The organism is Marinimicrobium hydrolyticum (genome assembly GCF_030848505.1).
Taxonomy (GTDB): Bacteria; Pseudomonadota; Gammaproteobacteria; order Pseudomonadales; family Cellvibrionaceae; genus JAVDDU01.
The window spans coordinates 99,264-119,290 of sequence record NZ_JAVDDU010000002.1 but is presented as its reverse complement, the minus strand read 5'-3'; the positions used below and the strand labels follow the sequence as shown (position 1 = coordinate 119,290).

Genomic DNA, 20,027 nt, shown 5'->3' with positions numbered 1-20,027 from the left:
GCAAGACGCCGCCTAGCGGCGCTCACTTTGTGGTGGTCCCAAATAACTCGGTTTCAAATTGCCGGTATCGATAACAATTTTTTGCAGCGTCGCGCCCGGATCTACTCGGTAAAAGCGCAGGCGATGCAGACCTGGCTTTTTGATCGTGTGCTTACTCGTGGCGGTGCGGATGTTATCCAGTACGGAAATTTCCCAGGCGCGGTCGCTCAGGTCTTCCAGGAAGTCCACAGTCTGAGGCGATTCGCCTTCAAAGCCAATACCATAGCGAATGCCGCGGCCGGGTACAAAGTTCAAACTGGGCGCAAAATGGCTGTGGATCGTGAATTCGCCAGTGTTAAAGAAATATACGTCATACTCAACGTAGGGCGCTTCAGCCAGATTGGTGGTGCTTTCATCGGCAATGGGATAAGCGCTGATGGACGATTCAGTGCGACCGTGATTGGTGATCACGTCAAACCGGTAGCCGCCTTTTTGCACCTGACGGTCGAAGTTGCCCGCTTCAATGCTCACGTAACCGTCGGCTTCCAAAAAGCCTTTGGCGCGGCGCATTAAGCGGCGCTCGGGCTTGTCCGTGTGCACCATGACTTGTGCCCCACCCCAGCCGGTGCCCTGAATAAATACCGAACCCTCCGCTTTGCCTGTGGGTGCCTTATCCCAGTCGATGCTGACTTCCAGCACTTCATCGCGTTCGATCGTGCCTTCGGTGGTGTTCACCTGAATCCAGGGGTCACTGGCTTCAGCGGTAAAATCAAAAGGTGCTGTGCCGCGGTTGTATACGGTGATGCGCCGCTCCTTCTGACCGAAGGGGGTGAAGCGTTGCAGCGCCAGCGGGCCCGGTACCGGCCAGGCGCGCTCCATGCCTTCCACGGCTACACCCATATCCGGTTCAGCGTGGGGTTCATAGTCATAAATCACCGGGCGCACATTGGCCACCGGACGGTTCCAGTGGTTATAGCCGATGCGGGTTTCCGACATCATATGCTCCCACTTGCCGTCGTTCAGTTGGTGATAATGCTCTTCCAATTCGGCATCCAGTTGGAATGCAGCGCGTACTTTTTCGCCATACTCGTTGGCGTAGCGGCGCCCTTGTTCTGCGTACAGGTGGTTGCGCGCTTGATCCACGTACATCTTGGTGATGTTGGCGGTAGCGCGAACTTTGTGACGTACCAACTGTTCGTAAGCGTCCCGATAGTCTTCGGGAATACGCTCAAAAAGATTTTCGGCACGCTCAACCATATCCTGCATTTCCGCATAGATGCGCTCAGCTTCGCGATAGTTGTGCAAGCTGTAGGTATTTTTGTCCTGCGCTTCGGGCTTGCGGCGACCGTTGTGGCGCGTGTAGTCCGTAATTAGGTCATAAATTTCTTGTGCGTACTCGGGGCCGAAGTTGCGTGCCGCCCAGCGCTTGCCAAACTCCTGAGTGTTTTCCAGGTTCCAGTAGTCGGGGTTCCAAGCCATGCGCAGGAAGTAATCGATGGGGTACTCCATGGGTTTAAGATCACCCACGTTGACCAGCCAGATTTTATGCGCTTCGTGTTTGTGGGCCAGGTGCATCTGCTCCCACATTTTTTTCAGTGGCATGGTGTTGATCCAGCGATAGGAGCGCGGGCCACCCACGTAGTCGAAGTGGTAGTAAACGCCAGCCCCACCAGCGCGGCTGCGCTCTTCTGGTGTGGGTAGGCGGCGGTGGTTGCCAAAGTTGTCGTTGGCCCAGAGAAGGATTACGTCATCGGGTACGCGCATGCCAGCTTCGTAGAAGTACTGCACTTCTTTGTACAGAGCCCACACTTGAGGTACTTCTTCCAGGGGGCGATCGTCGAAAACGTCGGCGAGAATCTCCCGCTGGTCGTTTACGATACGCTCCAGCAATTCAATGTTTTGCCCCTCGGCCATGGGGGTGTCTTCCTGGCCGCGCATGCCAAGCGTATAGATACTGTCATAGCCTTTATGACGCTTCGGGCCTTCGCGCCAGAACTCGCGCAAATTTTCGGCGTTGGTGGAATACTCCCAGGGGCCTTCTCCGTACCAGTCCCACTCTTTATCCCAGCGCATCATGGGCTCGTGGTGTGAGGTGCTCACCACCACGCCGTATTCGTGGGCGAGGATCATGTTCATTTCGTCATCATCGGCGAAGGCGTTATTCCACATGGTTGGCCAGAGGAAGTTGCCTTTTAGGCGCACGAGTAAATCAAACACGTGCTCGTAAAACTCGTGGTGGTAACCGCCTTTTTTCTCGTGTACCCAAGTGGTAAGTGCGGGCCATTCGTTATTAAGAAAGATGCCCCGATACTTGACTGTGGGTACTTCTTGAATGTGCGTGTCGCCATTGACGTACAAAAACTCGCTCGTTTTAACGGGCACGTCGGCCCACCAGTGCCAAGGGGAAACGCCAATGTGTTCAATAAGATCGTAGGCCCCGTAGGCGGCACCGCGCCGGTTGCTGCCCGCGATAATCAGGGCGCGTTCTACGCCCGGCAGTGGCTTGTCCACCACCTCCATATGAAAACCGTCCCACTCGCCGACAATGGCGCCGGGGTCGAAGATGCCTTCTGAGACCAAGCGGTCAATTAACCGGCTTTGCCCGAGTGTGCCCATGATGATGCCGTGCTCACCCAGACTTTCGGCGCTGCGCACGATTTGGGGTTGTTTGCCGGTGACCCGCTGGATGTCTGAGCGTAGCGCACGTGCCGCATGTTGCACGGCGGTATCGTCCTCGGCGTCCACATAGATGTTGGCCATGTGCTCACGGCCGACCAGACTAAAGCTGCCACTTTGCGGGCTGGTTTCCACGTAGCTGGGCTTATCCAGTGCCTGGGCGGTCATTGCACTTGCCCAAATGAAAATCAAAGCGCAAATGCGCCTTCCGTTCAAAACCCGGGCGCAAGCGCCCAATCCGTAGCGGGTCCACAATCTCATAGACATCTCTCTTATTTCATCTCGACAAGTGATTGTATGGGCTCCTTGCGAGCGTGCTTGCCCAAAGAGTGACCCGCGCAGACGCAGGCCACGAAGGTTTGGTTATATTCAACCAGGTTAAATCTTCCAAGACCTGTCAACCAGGCATTCGACCGCAGGGCGGCGAGGGCAGTAAGCATGAGGCTGCCTGGGTGCATGGTGTTCTCCTAGAGGCCCGGGATGGTCGCTGAAGATTTTCAGGGAAAGGGGGTTGAAACCCGTAACAGGGGGCGTCCGATTCTTCTAGTCAATAAAACAATAAGGCTACCCAAACGGGCGTCGGATTACAAGGGGGCGGGGTGCTGTAGCGCCTATTCAGAACCCGGTATGACGGCCGGATTTTGGGTGTGAGTCAGGGAGTCGGGCGGTCAGAATTCGAAGGAAAAGCCTTTTTGCGTCAGGCGTTCGTAGGCTTTTGAATCGAATCGATAAAGGTTAGCGGCCCGGTGCGGCACGCCGGTTTGTTTTTCGTTGCACGGTGCGAGCAGATTCATCTTCATCATCTTGCGACGGAAGTTGGGCTTGTCCAGTTTGGTGTCCAGGATCGACTCATAAAGCTCTTGCAGCTGCAGCAAGGTAAACTTTTCCGGAAGGAGGTTGAATCCGATGGGCTTGTGGCACACTTGGTGGCGCAAAAACTGCACACCGTATTGGACTATGTCTGAGTGGTCATAGATGAGTGGGGGCAACTCATTGACGTTGAACCACTTAGCTTCCTCGGCATTAGTGCCGGCGACTAGCGGGTAATCTTCCGCGCTTACCAGCGCGTAATAGGCGATGGTGACCACCCGCTCTTCGGGAAACCGGTCGATCCGGCCGAAGGCTTTGAGTTGCTCCAGGTACAGATCGCGCACCCCAGTGAGGTTTTGCAGCAACCGGGCGGCGGCGTCGCGCAGGTTCTCTTGGCGGCCAATAAAGCCACCGGGTAAGGCCCAGCCGCCCTTGCCAGGGCCGATATCGTGCTTGACCAGCATAATATCCAGCTGCCCATGGTCCAAGCCAAAGATAAGGTTATCGATGGAAAGCCCGGACAGGTACTCGGCCGGCTCGTTCAGAGGCGGAAGCTCGGGCGCGGGCGATAACTGGCTGTTGGCTTTCGTTCTTGGCACGGGCGAATCCATCGGGCTGCTAGCGTTATAAGAATGAGCAATACGAATAGGCCGGCGGCCCTTAAGCCGATACGGCGCGTCATCTTCCAACTAATGGTACCGATGACAAAGCTTGGCGCGATTATATAGGCGCTTCCTACTCAGGTCGAGCTTCTGCCTAGTTTTCGGGCGGCTTGCTAGGAACGCTTGAACCTTAGTTGGCGCTGGATGGTGGCTATGTCCCGTCCAGTGCAGAAGGTATGGTGCAAGCCGGCACGAGGGTGTAACCGGTTTCAATCTCGGGAAGTATACGGATGGTGGGCGCCTGAATCAACCACCCTGGTGGGGCGAACCGACTGGGGTTAAGGGGCGCCGACCAACCGCCAGCCATGCTGGCATATCAATGAGCACTGGCCCAGCAAACTCGTCTTTCATCCGATTTTCTATACTGCGTGCCACAGGGGCAAAAGCCTCGGATCCCAGGTTGTTCTCCAGCAGTACCAGCGGCGCAAAGGAGCGGCGCATGCCCTGCCAAAGTGTCGTGCCTTGGTCCGCGGCCACGCGGTGAGTAAAAGGGTGCAGAACGACTTCGAAACCCGCTGCAGACAATTCCCGCTGGAATACATCTGGATTGGAAAGGGGAGGCCCTTCACCACCACCCAACGGGAGGTTTGGAAGCTCGTGGGCTAAAGTATCGAAGATAGCGCTGAAAAAAGGCTGCTCAAAGTTGGCTTGCCAGCTAGATACCACCGCGCGACCGCCTGGCTTGAGAGTTCGGAATAGTTCAGAAAAGCCTTTGGCCCGATCCGGGAAAAACATCAACCCGAACATGGAGAAAGCCGCATCAAACTGCTGATCAGGATAAGGAAGGGCCTGGCCATCGCCTTCGAGTACGTCGATGTTGCTTAGGTTTAGCGCTTTAGCCCGGGCGCGCAAATGGGTGAGCATTTCGGGGGAAAAGTCCAAAGCACAGATCTTCTCAGCCCGCTCCGCCGCTTGCAGGCTCAAGGAGCCGGGCCCGGCGGCGACGTCCAAAAGGTGATCTTTAGGCCGAATTTCCGCCAACTTCAGCGCTTCGGCGGAGTAAACCTCGAAAAACTCGGTATTAAACTCCACATAGCCCGGGGCTACCAGATCCCAGGCAAGAGGAGTTCCCAGGGGAGAGGGGGCGGTGGGTTCAGGCACGGCGGCAGTCCTTTTGGTGCAATGTCTCGGCGGGTTGGAGGGTAGGGCTTGCCGGGCAGGGCAACCGCAGGGGCGCCCTAGTCCTCTCCGTCGTCGTAAAAGTCCAAATCTTCCAGTTGCCCGAGTACGGCCGTGGCGATGTTGGCCAAATGCCCGCCAACGCGTTTGTAATGACGCGCCAGTAGAGAGTAGGCCACGGCTTCGTGAAACTCGATCTGGCCTTCGTCCCGAAACAGCTGCTCAATCATGTCGTCACACGTACGACGAATCTCAATAGCGTTTTCAATCGCTTTTTGAGCTTGGCTCTCGTCAGACTTGCGGGTGGCCTTGATAACCATGTTGAACATCTTGTTCATTTGCTCGGACATCCGGTCCAGAGGCTCATGGTACTTGGCTACGTGGAAGCCTTCGGTATAGAAGTGCCCCACTTCAAATACGTTTTTGCAGTAATCGCCAATGCGTTCGGCGTCCTTGGCGACGCTCATGAGCGCCAGGCAAATGGCGACATCATGGCCGGGGTTGACGGTCAGATAGCGCAACATCTTACGGCGGATAGAGCGCTCCAGCTCATTGATGGCCTGGTCTCGCTCATAAATAGATTCACGAATCTCTTCCGCCGACGCGGTACTGTGCAGAACCTCGTTGGCCCGCTCGAACATCCAGGCGCCGTGCTTAAGCATTTGGGTCAGGTCGGAAAACGCCTTGTCGATGGTGCTTTCCGAGGTCAGTGCGCTGTAAATCTGACGAAACATCTTGGTCCCTCCGGAGCGTCCTTAGCGGACGCCGATAATGAATTCGGTAATACCGATTCCGACCAGCGGAATGACTAAAAATATCATAATTAAAAACGCGAACGCGTAGCGGGGCTGTCGGCCGGCCAGGCGTCCATACCAATTGGCGGTCTTTAGCGGTAGGCGTCGCAAGGGATACCAGATCACGCTGCCTATTAGGTTAAACAATACGTGAAACAATGCCACGGTCATGGCAGCCGCAACCGGATTGGCAGAGGCCGCCAAAACGCTGGTAACGGTGGTGCCCAAGTTCGCCCCAACCATAAACGGAAATACCCGGCGCATGCGCACCACGCCTGCGCCGGCCAGTGGCACCATCAGGCTGGATGTAATGGTGCTGGATTGTACCAGTACCGTGGAAATCACCCCGACAGCGTAAGAGCGCAAGTCGGTACGGAAAAAGTAGGTTCTAAACAGCCCGTCCATGTGGCGCAGCAGCGCGCCGCGCAAGTTCTTGACCATAAAGACCAGTGCGACGAACATCAACAACAGCCCAAGTGCCGCCATAAACAGGCTTTGGGATAGGGTGGTGGGCATCATAACACTGCCCAGCCAATCGGCTCCCCTTACCATCGGTGCGGTAATCACTTTTATGGGGCTATCGGGCCGTGCGACTTCCTCTAATCCGACGGCATCCGCCAACCAGCCCGCCAGACGCGTAAATATGCCCCGCCCGCTTTCGTGCATGGCGCCGGTCAGCCATTCGAGCGGGAACAGAATCGCCACTGTAAATATGTTGAACAGGTCGTGCATCAGCGCTGCGGTAAAGGAGCGCCGGAAGTTGCGCTTAATCCGCAAGTTCGCCAGGGCCACAATAACACCGGTGACCGCGGTGCCAATATTGGCTCCCATTATGGCGAACACCGCCGTACCCAGCGTCATCTCCCCGGTTGCCACCAAAGTGACGATCAGCGCCGAGGTAAAAGATGAGCTTTGCACGATCATGGTCACCAGGACCGCGCCGAGCAGGGCTATAAAGGGGTTTTCGCCGTAGGCGAAGAGGCGGATCAGGGCGTCGCTTTCGCGGCCAAAACTACCCAGGCCAGCGCCCATGATATTCAGTGCAGAGAGAAACAGGTACAGACATAGCCCGGCATATATGCCACGCATCCAACCGGGAGTTTCCCGGGGGGCGGGATTGCGCATGAGCGCTTTAGGGGGCGTGGGCCTGGATTCTAATTGTGGCATAGGAAATACTTTTTCAGCCGAGCAAATAGTGTGTTAAGCAGCCTCACTGCACCGCTAAACGCGGGCAAGGTTAACGGTAGTCTTGGGGTTTTGCAATCACCAATAACAACAGCCGCTCAAGTCGCCTAAAATGCCTCGTAGCTGACGAAGCGTTCAGCTGGATTCCACCCATGGAGCTTTGTTTTAGCGCTGTGAGCGAGGCGGTTACTTCCGGACACCCCGTGGACCCTTCCAAGGGGCTTGACGTCGACTTCCTATCGGCGACAGCCCGGGAGCAACTACCCCGCTCTCCGCAGTACCATTCCGGAAACCTCGGACATGAGTCAATTCGGTCGTCGCAAGCCTAGAAACAGTGTCGGTTCTTGAGTGGGCAGACATAAAAAAAGCCGAGCGTTTGCTCGGCTTCCTAAATATGGGCCCAGGACCAGGCGCATGGAAGCGCCAGGATGCTCGGGAGCGCATGGATGCGCGGAGAGCTACCAGCGCACGGACGCGCCAGGATCCGCGAGAGCGCATGGATGCGCGAAGCGGTAGAGGACCTCGGTCCTCGAGTGGGCAGACATAAAAAAAGCCGAGCGTTTGCTCGGCTTCCTAAATATGGTGCCCAGGAGAGGACTTGAACCTCCACGGCCTTGCGGCCACTAGCACCTGAAGCTAGCGTGTCTACCAATTTCACCACCTGGGCAGGGGAGAAACTCGACAGTAAATGCCAAGGCCGCGCACTATAAATTCCGCGGCTAACCTTGTCAACGGCACAAATGTGCCTTTTTGGGGTTTTTTTGCCGCCTTTGCCTGCCTCGCATGGGCTTGTCAAGCCAATTGCCCTATAATCCGGGCTGATCAACGACGAAACCAAGAGAACTTACGCTGTTTGAAGGACAGGCAGCGACCTATTTCCCAGTGACAGGTGTCCAATTTTGAGTAAAAGCAAGCATGTAAAAAACGATCCCTTTGCCCAGCGCGAAGCGGAAAAGTACGACAACCCTATCCCCAGCCGGGAATTCCTTCTGGACCTGCTGGGCGACGCTGATGGGCCAGTTACCCACCCTGAGTTGTGCGAGCAACTCAAACTGAACGACGATGAAAGCATTGAAGCCTTGCGCCGCCGGCTCATCGCCATGGCCCGAGACGGGCAACTGATCAGCAACCGCCGTGGTGCTTTCGCACGGTTGGACAAAATCGATGTTATTCGTGGCCGTGTTCAAGGCCACCGTGATGGTTACGGATTCGTAATCCGCGCCGATGGCGGCGCCGACATCTATTTGCACAACCGGCAGATGCGCCGTGTATTTGATGGCGATGAAGTGCTGGTACGCCAAACCGGCGAAAACCACCGCGGCAAGGATGAAGGGGCCATTGTTGAGGTGCTGTCCCACAACACCAAACAATTGGCAGGGCGCTTCGTTACAGAAGAGGGTATACAGTTTGTCCGCCCGGAAAACGCCCGCATTACCCACGACATTATGATTCCGCCAGGTTCGGAAGGTGAGGCCAAAGCCGGCCAAATCGTCGTGGCGGAAATCGCTCAGCAGCCGGACAAAAATCGTATTCCCACCGGTCGTATCGTACAAGTTTTAGGCGATCACATGGCGCCGGGTATGGAAATCGACCTGGCCATTGAAGCTCACAGTATTCCTCATACTTGGCCCAGCGCTGTAACGGCCGAGGCAAGTCAACTTTCCGAAGAAGTCCGCGAAGCGGATATGGAAGGTCGTGTCGATCTGCGGGACATGCCTTTTCTCACCATCGATGGTGAAGACGCCCGAGACTTTGATGATGCTTTGTTGTGTGAGCGTCGCAAAGGCGGGGGCTGGCGCTTGTCCGTGGCCATTGCGGAAGTGTCTCACTACGTGCCCGTAGGTAGTGCGCTGGACGAGGAGGCGAAGCGACGCGGTACTTCTGTTTACTTCCCCGACTTTGTCGTACCTATGCTGCCGGAAGCGCTTTCCAACGGTCTTTGCTCGCTGAATCCAAATGTCGACCGCTTGTGTCTGGTGTGTGAGATGACCCTGAGCCCGGCAGGCAAAGTCACCAGCTACAAGTTTTTCGAGGCGGTGATTCACTCCCAGGCGCGACTGACTTACACCAAGGTGTGGGAAATTTTGCAGAACGATGGCGACAACTCCCACCCGCTGCGCCAAGAGTTTAAACACGTAGTGCCACAGCTGCACCAATTGCATGGGCTCTACAAAGTGTTGCGCAAAGCGCGTGAAGAGCGTGGCGCGATTGACTTTGAAACTACCGAAACGCGCATCGAGTTTAATGAAGAACGCAAAATTCAGCGCATTGTGCCGGTACACCGCAACGACGCTCACAAAATCGTTGAAGAGTGCATGCTATCCGCCAACGTCTGCGCGGCACGCTTTTTGGAAAAGCATCGCATTGAGAGCTTGTACCGGGTACACCGAGGTCCAGCGGAAGAAAAACTAGCAAACTTACGCGAGTTTCTGGGCGAGTTGGGTCTCGGACTCGGCGGTGGCGACGCGCCCACGTCAGCGGATTTTCAGGCGTTGATGCAAGCTATCCAAGGGCGCTCCGATAGCCACCTTATCCAAACCGTAATGCTGCGTAGCTTGCGCCAAGCCGTATACCAGGTGGAAAACGAAGGGCACTTTGGTTTGGGCTATGACGCCTATGCTCACTTTACTTCACCTATTCGTCGCTACCCCGATCTGTTGGTACACCGGGCATTGCGCTCGGTCATTCGCGGCGATCAGGCATCGTCTCATGTCGTGAAAGTCGATGGCGCCAAGCCATTACCGAAGCAAAAACTCTACCCTTACGGTACGGCGGATATGCTGGCCCTGGGCGAGCATTGCTCCTTGACCGAACGGCGCGCCGACGAAGCGACGCGCGATGTGACCAGTTGGCTCAAGTGTGAGTATCTACAGGATCATGTAGGCTCGGTATTTGAAGGCGTGGTCAGTGGCGTTACCGGCTTTGGTTTGTTCGTCGAGCTGAAAGACCTGTACGTGGATGGTCTGGTGCATATCACCGCGCTGCCAAAAGACTACTATCGCTTTGAGCCGGCTAAACACCGGCTAGTGGGCGAGCGCACCCGCAAAGTCTTTGGCTTGGGCGACGAGCTTAAAGTACGCGTGGTTAGCGTTGATTTGGATAGCCGAAAAATCGATTTCGAGATGGAAGAAGTCACTTCCACCCGACGCGGCAAAGGCAAGACCAACGCACGCTCGCCCAAGGCTGAGGGTGAGCGCAAGGCTTCAAGCCCGGCTGCTCAGGACAAGAAACGGTCGCGGGGCAAAACCGACGACCGCCGTAGCGACAAGCCGGGTCGCTCCGGTCGTCGAGGCACTGGAAGTGCTCGATCGACGGATGCAAGTAAAACAGGTAGAGGGTCACGGACTCATGGTAATCAGAGCAAGAAGAAGGCTCAGCAGCCGGCGCAAACTGCAGCAGTTCGACCGACTAAAGAGGCTGCGCCAGCTAAGAGCGAGTCTTTCCTGGCGGCGGCAGCGTCTGGCTTCAAAAAAGCGCTGGCTAAATTTAAGAAGAAGGGATAACCACTGGTTTGAAAACCTGGGTTTGGCCCGAAACGGTCCACCGCCTACGCCCGGCGGTGACTCTGAGGAATAAGCTGTGAGTGATTCGCAAACCGTATACGGTTTGCACGCGGTGCAGGCGCTGCTACAAAGCGCCCCGCAACGTGTGCGCCACCTTTATATACTGCAGGGGCGGAATGACCCGCGTCTGCAAAAAATTCTTTCGCTGGCCCAGGCGAACGATATTCAACTGCAACATAAGCCGCGTGCTCAGTTGGACACGATGGTGGACAATGAAAACCATCAGGGTGTCGTCGCGCAATGTCAGGCTGGCGAAAGCCATGATGAAGCGTTTTTGTTCAGCATGCTTGAAGAGTTGGACCGGCCGGCTTTACTGCTCGTGTTGGATGGCGTGACGGACCCACACAATCTGGGCGCTTGCCTACGCAGTGCTGAAGCGGCCGGCGTTAACGCCGTGATTGCACCCAAGGATAAATCCGCGAGTTTAACCTCTGTGGCCCGCAAGGTTGCTTGCGGCGCTGCCGAGGTTTTGCCTTTCGTACCCGTAACTAATTTGGCGCGCACTCTCAAAAAACTTCAGGACGCCGGGGTGTGGCTGGTAGGTGCAGCCGGCGAAGCGGAGCAAACGGTGTATCAAGCTGACTTAACCGGCTCCATTGCGTTGGTGATGGGCGCTGAAGGTCAGGGGTTGCGCCGCTTGACTCGGGAGACGTGCGACTATCTAGTTAAGATTCCCATGGCCGGTTCTGTGAGCAGCCTGAACGTTTCTGTTGCTACGGGTGTGTGTTTGTTTGAAGCGGTTCGTCAACGAGCAGCTAATACATAAGCTTGCGCTGATTCGGCGCATCCTTCATTCGTCATTCCCGCGAATGCGGGGATCCATTTTTTAATTGCAGCTCTGTTAAAGTGCTGCGAGTGAAGCAGGCACACCCGGACACGCTGTAAATACATCCTTGTAAGCTCGGATGCGGCATCCCTGCCGCATACGGTCCGGGAATGCCTGCCCCACTCTCCGCTGTGCCATACTGCAAGTTTCGGGAAATAAGGGAATTGGGCATTCGGAGCCAGGAGGTTCCGTAAAGCCCAGCGTCGAGTACCGCAGAACAACGCTATAAGCACCAGGTGGGGGTTGGGGAAGCTATTCCGGAACCCTCGCGTCATGGATGACGCGCGGGAGCCACAGGGAAGTGTTTACCGCGCTTCCGGAATAGCTTCCCCAGCCGCCACCCTCTCAGGTCATCACAATTCTATGCTGGAGAACTTCCGCCTAACCTATGCGGGTGTCCCAGAGGTAGATCGCCAAACCCAACCCCCGCTCTCGAATAGAATGCCTAAATCAGGCGAGCTTACTCAGGCTCAATGCTCGTCTTCCCCCAAATAAGACGTCAGTACGTTTTGCCACTGCGGATCTGCAATGGTTTCCAGTATCACCAAGTTGAGTGGCCGGCGCAGAGGGCTGCCTTCCGGTAACGCAATGGCATAATCCTGGCGTTCGAACGTGGTGGAAAGCACCCGTACACTGTCCGAGTACTCCTGGTACGCCAGATACTGCAAAATCGGTCGGTCGTACACTACAGCATCGAGTTCGTCATCAGCTAGCGCACCCATTGCTTCGGTTAAATCGTCTATCGACGTGAAAGGTATGCCCCGGTAGCGAAGCAGTTCCGCGCTGGATGAATCCCTTACTGTAGCCACGCGAGCGCGACCCAGATCCCCCAAGCCTCGAATGTCCGTTTCCAGTCGGCTAACGGTCAACGTGGTGGCGATGGTTGCGGTAAAACCGGAAATGAGAATAATCGCGGCGAACATCCATATCAAAGCGATCACACGCCCAAAGAATGTGATGGGGGCTTTGTCTCCATAGCCCACCGTCGTCATGGTGACAGCCGCCCACCAAAAACTGGCGCCTATGCCTTCAGCGGGCGAGCCACCAAACATGGCTTCGTTCTTGCGTCGTTCTGCCACCCAAAAGATAAAGCCGACCACAAACAAAAGCGCAGCCAGCGCACTGAGTGCCGCGAGAAACTCCCATGAAAAAAGCTGCCTCAACGTGCTCCACACCAGCCCGCTCTGGCGCTGAATGGCAATGGTCAGTCCAGTGGTATGGAAGGGGTGGGTGAAATCAATTATTTCTTCACGACTGGCGGTAACGGTCAGGGCCGCCACGGAGACATCAAGCGAGCCGTCTTGTAGTCCATCGATCAGCTCCGCCAGGCTGGCTTCACGAAACTCATAGTCGAGCTCCAGCTCCGTCGCGACCCGCTGCCACAGTTCAATGCTGATGCCGGAAAAATTTCCGTCCGCGTCTTTGATGACAAAGGGGGGCGCCTCCCTTGTGCCCACGACTAAGGGTGTCGGCTGCTGAGAGGCCGCTGGTTCCTGGGCGTACGTGGTATGGGTTAAGCACACCAGCAGGGCAAACAAAGTTGTGAAAAAGGTAGTCCGTAGCATGGGTCCTTTCCTAGCGAGACGTGGATAGTATGGCAAGAATATCCCCCCGGCCTGCACCTTAGCAAAACAATCGGAGTCGGGATTCTATAAAACTGAGTGCGGAGGTCCATTGGGCGAACTGTTGGGCCATTCATCCATGATCGACTCTGGGGAGATTGATGGGCATCCTGCAATTAATGTTATATTATAGTATATATAAAGCGGGAGGGCGGACTGCTCATCACCTATAGTAAGAAGATCAAGTCTACTTTGCGCACCGCTCAGTGATCCGAAAGTCACTGGAGGCGGGTGGCGTACTCTTCAAATTTGCAGTATTTTCAACTTTTCATTTTTGATGGGACACAGCGTCCCACCGCCCGCCCATAACTCCTAATAAACGAGGCTGTTTCATGAAGTTGACCAATCAGTATCCAAGTTTGCAAGACAAGGTGGTGCTGATTACGGGCGGTGCCTCGGGTATAGGTGCAAACCTGGTCGAGGCGTTCTGCTGTCAAATGGCTCGGGTGGCGTTCATTGATATTCGTCGCGCTGAGGCAGAGGCCCTGGTTGCCAGATTGGAACAGTTAGAGCATTGCTCCACACCACATTTTTACCATTGTGACTTGGTGAATGTGCCAGCGCTTCAGACCGCGATTGAGAGCGTGAGGCGGGATCTGGGCAATGTAACGGTGTTGATCAACAATGCCGCTGATGACACCCGTCACGACTTTCGGGAGGTGACGGTGGATTATTGGGATGATCGCATTGCGGTTAATCTGCGCCATCACTTTTTTGCGTCCCAGGCTGTGTATGGCCATATGTGTAAAGCGGGTGGTGGGGCCATTATAAATCTGGGCTCCATGAGCTGGTATGCGACTCAGGGAGGTATGCCGGGTTACACCAGCTCAAAAGCCGCTATTGAGGGGTTGACCCGCGGCCTAGCCCGGGACATGGGCCCGGACAACATTCGTGTGAATACCCTGGTGCCCGGCTGGGTAATGACCGAACGTCAGCGTCGCTTATGTGCCGCGCCGGAAGCCAGTCAAACGATTCTTGACAGTCAGTGTTTGAAGGCATCGGTAATGCCGCAAGACATCAGCGCTATGGCGTTGTTTCTGGCTTCAGACGATAGTCGTATGTGTACCGCGCAACATTACATTGTCGACGGTGGCTGGGTGTAGCTCGTCGGGTCCAACCCCGCTCCCGAGCGGCGTGAACCAGGCGTACCTCAACAACTCTTTTGTACCTATTTTTTACTCCAGCACCTAACCCCAGCACTGCCAGACCTTTCCGTAGTCACCATCACTGCACCCCGACGCCTGATCGTTAACCCTGGAGCCTTTTTGCTCGAAGGGCATTGACAGCCATTACGCCGGTTGCATATTATAATACAATATAATGATCGGGCAATTTGCCTTAAAGGTTGTGCGACAAGGGTGGTGATATGACGTTTTACGCACTGGGGCTGGACTATGGCTCCGACTCGGTTCGAGCGCTATTGGTGGATACCGCCAATGGTGAAGAGGTGGCCACCAAGGTTGTGCCATACAAACGTTGGAATCAGGGGTTGTACTCTGATCCTGCAAAGAGCCGCTTCCGCCAGCATCCTTTGGATTATCTGGAAGGCCTGGAGCAAGCCGTCCAAGGCCTCTGGGCCGGCGCACCGGAAGGCGCGGCGCAGCGGGTTGTGGGCATTAGTGTTGATACCACCGGCTCCACGCCTGTTCCTGTCAATAGCGACGGTGTAGCTCTGGCGCTCACGCCGGAATTTGCCGATAACCCCAACGCCATGTTTGTACTTTGGAAGGATCACACGGCCATTAAGGAAGCCCAGCAGATCACCGCTGCCGCTGCGGCGGCACCCGAAAATTACCTGAAGTACGAAGGGGGTATCTACTCATCGGAGTGGTTCTGGGCCAAAGCCTTGCATGTGCTTCGGGAAGATCCCGCAGTGCGCGATGCGGCTTACAGCTGGGTGGAGCACTGTGACTGGATGCCCGCTGTACTGACCGGCACCACACACCCCGACAAATTCCGGGCCGGCCGCTGTGCAGCGGGCCACAAAGTCATGTGGCATGCCAGTTGGGGCGGTTACCCCCCAAACACATTCTTTGCCGGTCTGGATCCGGTGCTGGACGGACTCCGCGACCGTTTGCCGGCCGAAACTTACACCTCGGCCGAAGTCGTCGGGCTTCTGAATTCCGATTGGGCCGATAAGCTGGGCCTACCCGTTGAAACGCCCGTAGGTTTCGGGGCCTTTGACGCGCACATGGGCGCGGTAGGTGCAAATGTGAAGCCCGGTGTGCTCACCAAGGTGATGGGTACTTCGACCTGCGACATTACCGTGGCTCAGTACGAAGACATTGGTGAAAAGTGTATCCGTGGTATCTGCGGCCAAGTGGATGGCTCGGTGATTCCGGGGCTGGTCGGGCTCGAAGCGGGCCAGTCTGCGTTTGGTGATCTCTATGCTTGGTTCCGTGATTTGCTCACCTGGCCGCTACACAGCTTGTTGCCGAAAAGCGACACGGTAAACGAATCGACGTACAAGGCGTTGCAGGAAGAGCTTGAAGACAAAATCCTCGCTGCGCTGGGGGAGGCTGCCAGTCGAATTCCTGTTGGGGAAACTGGCATCACCGCACTCGATTGGGTCAATGGTCGGCGCACGCCGGATGCCGATCAAACACTTTCCATGGCCATCAGCGGCTTGACCATGGGTAGCCAAGCCCCGCACATTTTTCGGGCTCTGGTCGAAGCAACCGCCTTTGGTGCCCGGGCCATTATCGAGCGCTTTAAAGAAGAGGGCGTTGCCATCGATTCAGTGGTGGTCATTGGCGGCATTTCCAAAAAATCCGATTTCGTGATGCAAACGTGTGCCGACGTTTGGAACTGCCCCATCGATGTTTTGGAGAGCGAGCAGAGCTGCGCGCTCGGGGCCGCCATTTTCGCCGCAACGGTTGCGGGCATTTACCCCAACGTGGAAGCGGCACAGAGGGCCATGGCGTCGCCCGTGTGCAAAACTTATCAGCCCAACCCTGAAGCGGCGGCTCAATACAACCAATTGTATAAGCAGTACCAGAATTTGGGTGCCTTTGTTGAAGGAGCCCTCACATGAGCTACCGCGAATTACAGGAACAGGTTTATGAAGCCAACATGGAGCTTCAGCGCCGCAACCTTGTGGTGTACACCTTTGGCAATGTTTCGCAAATTGACCGCGACCTTGGCGTGATTGCCATTAAACCCAGCGGCGTGTCCTACGAGGATATGAAGCCGGAAGATATGGTGGTTGTGGATCTGGAGAATGAGATCGTGGCGGGCACGTTGCGACCTTCCTCCGATACCCGAACCCACACCCACCTGTACCGGCACTTTGAAACCATTGGGGGCATCACCCACACCCATTCTACCTACGCCACCGCTTGGGCTCAGGCTCAGCAGAGTATCCCCTGCTTGGGTACGACCCACGCCGATTTTGCTTATGGCGGCATTCCCTGCACGGCGGTCATGAGCGATTCCCAAATTCAGCGCGACTACGAAGAGGAGACTGGCGTACAGATCACCGACTGCTACAAAGACCGCAGCCCGGATGAAGTGCCTATGGTTATTGTTGCCGGGCACGCGCCTTTTACCTGGGGCAAAGACGCCGCCAAGTCTGTTTACCACGCTGTGATTTTGGAAGAGATCGCCAAAATGGCCTACCTGAGCCGAACCTTGAACCAGGGCGTAGAGCCCTTGAAACAGGCCATTGTCGATAAGCATTACCTGCGTAAACACGGCAAAACCGCCTACTACGGACAAAACAACTAATTCACCTGAACATAGCTAGCGAGATACCCTCATGAAAATTTATGGTCAAAAAGAAGTTTGGCTGGTAACCGGTTCACAGCACCTGTACGGCCCTGGTGTACTCAAACAGGTGGCGGAAAACAGCCAGAAAATTGCGGCGAGCCTAACTGATTCGGATAACCTTTCTTGTACGATCGTTGCGCAAGATACGGTAAAAACCCCCGAAGAAATTCTGGCAGTTTGTTTGCGTGCCAACAGTGATGAGAATTGTGCGGGTTTAATCTTGTGGATGCACACCTTCTCACCCGCGAAGATGTGGATTGCCGGTCTCAAGGCGCTGAACAAGCCGTATATGCACCTGCACACCCAGTTTAAAGCTGAGCTGCCTTGGTCCGAAATAGACATGAATTACATGAACCTCAACCAGAGTGCTCATGGTGATCGCGAGTTTGGCTATATCGGTACCCGCATGGGGCAACAGCGCCGCGTGGTTGTGGGTCATTGGGAGACTGATCGGGTGCAGACCGAAATTGACGACTGGGTTCGCGTAGCGATGGGTTGGCAGGAGTCGCAGAACTTAAAAGTGGCCCGCTTTGCGGACAACATGCGTCAAGTTGCCGTAACGGAAGGGGACAAGGTCACCGCCCAGCTACAGTTCGGCTATGAAGTTCACGCCTTTGGATTGGGGGACCTGGCTGAGGCGGTCAACTCCATCAGTGATGATGACATTGACTCGCTCACCGATGAGTACACTAAGCTCTATACGGTATCAGAAGCGCTGCTGAAAGATTCCCACCAGATGGAAATGCTGAGAAACGAAGCCCGCCTGGAGCTGGGTATTCAGAAGTTCCTCGACGACGGCGGCTTCAAGGCTTTTACCAACTGCTTTGAAAACCTCACCGGCCTCACGGGCCTGCCCGGTCTGGCCACACAGCGGCTGATGGCGAAAGGCTATGGTTATGGCGCTGAGGGTGATTGGAAAACCGCCGCCATGACCCGCATCGTGAAAGTGATGAGCTTGGGTCGTGAGGGCGGTACGTCCTTTATGGAGGACTACACCTACAACTTCGGCGCGCGTGACCAAGTGCTCGGTGCTCACATGCTGGAGGTTTGCCCCAGTATCGCCGCTGAGGAAAAGCCCCGCTTGGAAGTGCACAAGCACACCATCGGCATCAAGAAAGACATCGCCCGCTTAATCTTCACCGGCAAGCCCGGCCCGGCCCTGAATATCTCCACCATCGACTTGGGGACTCGCTTCCGTATTCTGGTGAATGAAGTGGATACTGTGACACCACCAGAGCCACTGCCGCACCTGCCGGTCGGCACCGCATTGTGGGAACCCCGGCCCAGCCTAGCCGTCGCAGGCGCCGCCTGGATTCACGCTGGCGGCGCTCACCACAGCGTCTACACTCAAGCTATAAGCATAGAGCAAGTGATTGATTTCTGTGAAATGGCCGGCGTGGAAGCAACTATCATTGATGAGGACACCAAAGTGCGGAGCTTTAAGAATGAGCTGCGTCAAAATTCTGCGTATTATTTCTTAAAGCAAGGTGTTTAGCGTGAATACCCCGGTGAGCCCTGTCTCACCGGGGACGGGTCCAAGGGGAATTTTCGCTTGGCCCTCTTCCTTTTAACGCCCTTGGATCACCCTACCCCAAAATAAGATAAGGCTTCCCAAGATGACGTCCGAAAAAACGGTTCATAAGCTGTCCACTCTGGAAAAAGTCGGCTTCGGTGCTGGCGATATGTCGGTCAACGTAATGATCGCCGCCATGTTTTTCTTTATGCAGTACTTTTATACGGATATTTTTGGACTAAAGCCGGTTCATGTGGGGTTGCTGTTTCTGGCGGCGCGCTTCATTGATGCCTTCAGTGATCCATTGATGGGCCTTATTACGGACAAATACAAGTCGCGCTTTGGGCGCTTCCGTCAGTATTTCCTGTATCTCTCAATCCCCTACGGGTTTGCGATATTTTTGTTGTTCACGACACCGGATGTCAGCTACAACATGAAACTGGTATGGGCCTACGTGACCTACCTGTTTGCCACTTTGATGTTTACCGGTATTGCCATTCCGTACATCTCCTACATTGGGGTGCTCACTGCTGATCCTAAAGAGAGATTGTCCGCTAATGGCTACCGGATGTTCTTTGCCAAAATTGCCAACTGGATCATTATTTCTTCCGTGCCAACACTGGCCGTTATGTGGGGCGGTGGTGATTCAGCCAAAGGATACCAGTTGGCGATGGGACTGATGTCTTTTGTGGGTGTGTTGTTACTGCTGTTCTGCTTTTTCACGACCAAAGAGCGCGTGGAGCATGTGGTCGACAAAAAACCGCTTAAGGAGCAACTGGGACTGCTGTTAAAAAATGATCAGTGGCTGATTCTCGCCGCCTGCTGCGTGCTCGGCACACTGGGCTATGCGCTGCGCGGTGGCGTGGCTTTTTACTACGCCATTCATTACCTGGGCGGGACCGAAATCATGGCCGGCCAGTTTGTGAGCGCCGGTATTGCCGCCTCTATCGCCTCGATGGTTGCCTCCACCTGGATTACCAAGCGTTACTGCAAAGTGCAGTTATTCCGTTGGTCTCAGATCCTGGTGCTTTTGTTGAGCATTCTGATGTTCTTCGCCGTCTCCCCTGGGGATGTCTGGTTGGCGTTCGTACTTTACATTTTGTTGTGTTTTGTCGTGGATCTGCACGCGCCAGTCTTTTGGTCAGCCATTGCTGAAGTAGTGGATTACGGGGAGTTTAAAAACGGTAAGCGAGTATCCGGGCTGGCGTTTGGGGGAATCTCCTTTTGCCAGAAAGCGGGTATGGGGCTGGCGGGTTTTGTGACCGGCCTTCTGCTGACGTACTTTGGTTACCAAGCCGGTGAGGTCCAATCGGCGTTTACCGTGACGGGCATCGCGCTCATGTTGACGGTCTTCCCGGGCATCTTCCATGCGTTGATGGGCCTGGTGATGTTCAAATACAAAATCACCAACCGATACTATGTCGATATGCAGGTGAATGCGGGCAAGCAAGACATAACACCGCCAAAAACCGGTCTGTCTGAAGATTACGCAAACGAACAACCTTTGTAG

General features: G+C 55.3%; 13 protein-coding genes and 1 tRNA gene. 7 read left to right on the top strand and 7 right to left on the bottom strand.

Annotation, left to right across the window (positions count from 1 at the left end; translation table 11 throughout):
* Window positions 1-12: 12 nt before the first annotated feature.
* The 6 genes from RBH33_RS03875 to RBH33_RS03850 form a co-directional block, all read right to left on the bottom strand.
* A complete protein-coding gene (locus RBH33_RS03875) occupies window positions 13-2,916 on the bottom strand; it encodes a glycosyl hydrolase 115 family protein (RefSeq protein WP_306730818.1) in 2,904 nt (967 codons plus the stop codon).
* A 407-nt stretch (window positions 2,917-3,323) separates the two neighbouring features.
* Window positions 3,324-4,064: an NUDIX hydrolase gene (locus tag RBH33_RS03870; protein ID WP_373568224.1), complete on the bottom strand. Its 741-nt coding sequence runs from the start codon at window positions 4,062-4,064 to the stop codon at window positions 3,324-3,326.
* Window positions 4,065-4,373: 309 nt separating this feature from the next.
* On the bottom strand, window positions 4,374-5,228 hold the full coding sequence (locus RBH33_RS03865; RefSeq protein WP_306730817.1) for a class I SAM-dependent methyltransferase: 855 nt from the start codon (window positions 5,226-5,228) through the stop codon (window positions 4,374-4,376).
* A 77-nt stretch (window positions 5,229-5,305) separates the two neighbouring features.
* On the bottom strand, window positions 5,306-5,980 hold the full coding sequence (locus RBH33_RS03860) for a phosphate signaling complex PhoU family protein (protein WP_306730816.1): 675 nt from the start codon (window positions 5,978-5,980) through the stop codon (window positions 5,306-5,308).
* 21 nt (window positions 5,981-6,001) lie between these two features.
* On the bottom strand, window positions 6,002-7,207 hold the full coding sequence (locus RBH33_RS03855) for a Na/Pi symporter (RefSeq protein ID WP_306730815.1): 1,206 nt from the start codon (window positions 7,205-7,207) through the stop codon (window positions 6,002-6,004).
* Between the two features lie 598 nt (window positions 7,208-7,805).
* Window positions 7,806-7,892: transfer RNA gene (locus RBH33_RS03850), tRNA-Leu, on the bottom strand.
* Window positions 7,893-8,124: 232 nt separating this feature from the next.
* Here RBH33_RS03850 and rnr point away from each other — a divergent pair.
* Entirely contained in the window at window positions 8,125-10,728 is a 2,604-nt protein-coding gene (gene rnr / locus RBH33_RS03845; RefSeq protein WP_306730814.1) for a ribonuclease R, read from the top strand.
* A 76-nt stretch (window positions 10,729-10,804) separates the two neighbouring features.
* The gene (gene rlmB / locus RBH33_RS03840) at window positions 10,805-11,554 is read left to right on the top strand and encodes a 23S rRNA (guanosine(2251)-2'-O)-methyltransferase RlmB (protein WP_306730813.1); all 750 of its coding nucleotides are present in this window, start codon (window positions 10,805-10,807) and stop codon (window positions 11,552-11,554) included.
* A 530-nt stretch (window positions 11,555-12,084) separates the two neighbouring features.
* On the opposite strand, the gene RBH33_RS03835 is transcribed toward rlmB, so the two are convergent.
* A complete protein-coding gene (locus RBH33_RS03835) occupies window positions 12,085-13,179 on the bottom strand; it encodes a transporter substrate-binding domain-containing protein (RefSeq protein ID WP_306730812.1) in 1,095 nt (364 codons plus the stop codon).
* A gap of 389 nt (window positions 13,180-13,568) precedes the next feature.
* Between RBH33_RS03835 and RBH33_RS03830 the strand changes: the two genes are divergently transcribed.
* From RBH33_RS03830 to RBH33_RS03810, 5 genes are all read left to right on the top strand, one after another.
* Complete coding sequence (locus tag RBH33_RS03830; protein ID WP_306730811.1) at window positions 13,569-14,339, top strand: SDR family NAD(P)-dependent oxidoreductase; 771 nt, start codon at window positions 13,569-13,571, stop codon at window positions 14,337-14,339.
* A gap of 263 nt (window positions 14,340-14,602) precedes the next feature.
* Window positions 14,603-16,270 (top strand): ribulokinase, encoded by a 1,668-nt coding sequence (locus RBH33_RS03825; RefSeq protein WP_306730810.1) that lies wholly within the window; start codon window positions 14,603-14,605, stop codon window positions 16,268-16,270.
* On the top strand, window positions 16,267-16,962 hold the full coding sequence (locus tag RBH33_RS03820; RefSeq protein ID WP_306730809.1) for an L-ribulose-5-phosphate 4-epimerase: 696 nt from the start codon (window positions 16,267-16,269) through the stop codon (window positions 16,960-16,962). The genes RBH33_RS03825 and RBH33_RS03820 overlap by 4 nt, the downstream gene beginning before the upstream one ends.
* 31 nt (window positions 16,963-16,993) lie before the next feature.
* Entirely contained in the window at window positions 16,994-18,499 is a 1,506-nt protein-coding gene (araA, locus tag RBH33_RS03815; protein ID WP_306730808.1) for an L-arabinose isomerase, read from the top strand.
* Window positions 18,500-18,620: 121 nt separating this feature from the next.
* Window positions 18,621-20,027: an MFS transporter gene (locus tag RBH33_RS03810; protein WP_306730807.1), complete on the top strand. Its 1,407-nt coding sequence runs from the start codon at window positions 18,621-18,623 to the stop codon at window positions 20,025-20,027.

Bases quoted from the DNA above. Each gene is read 5' to 3' on its own strand.
- RBH33_RS03825 (WP_306730810.1), top strand. From the start codon at position 14,603: ATGACGTTTTACGCACTGGGGCTGGACTATGGCTCCGACTCGGTTCGA.
- RBH33_RS03830 (WP_306730811.1), top strand. From the start codon at position 13,569: ATGAAGTTGACCAATCAGTATCCAAGTTTGCAAGACAAGGTGGTGCTG.
- RBH33_RS03855 (WP_306730815.1), bottom strand. From the start codon at position 7,207: ATGCCACAATTAGAATCCAGGCCCACGCCCCCTAAAGCGCTCATGCGC.
- RBH33_RS03820 (WP_306730809.1), top strand. From the start codon at position 16,267: ATGAGCTACCGCGAATTACAGGAACAGGTTTATGAAGCCAACATGGAG.
- RBH33_RS03875 (WP_306730818.1), bottom strand. From the start codon at position 2,916: ATGAGATTGTGGACCCGCTACGGATTGGGCGCTTGCGCCCGGGTTTTG.
- araA (WP_306730808.1), top strand. From the start codon at position 16,994: ATGAAAATTTATGGTCAAAAAGAAGTTTGGCTGGTAACCGGTTCACAG.
- RBH33_RS03810 (WP_306730807.1), top strand. From the start codon at position 18,621: ATGACGTCCGAAAAAACGGTTCATAAGCTGTCCACTCTGGAAAAAGTC.
- RBH33_RS03835 (WP_306730812.1), bottom strand. From the start codon at position 13,179: ATGCTACGGACTACCTTTTTCACAACTTTGTTTGCCCTGCTGGTGTGC.
- RBH33_RS03860 (WP_306730816.1), bottom strand. From the start codon at position 5,980: ATGTTTCGTCAGATTTACAGCGCACTGACCTCGGAAAGCACCATCGAC.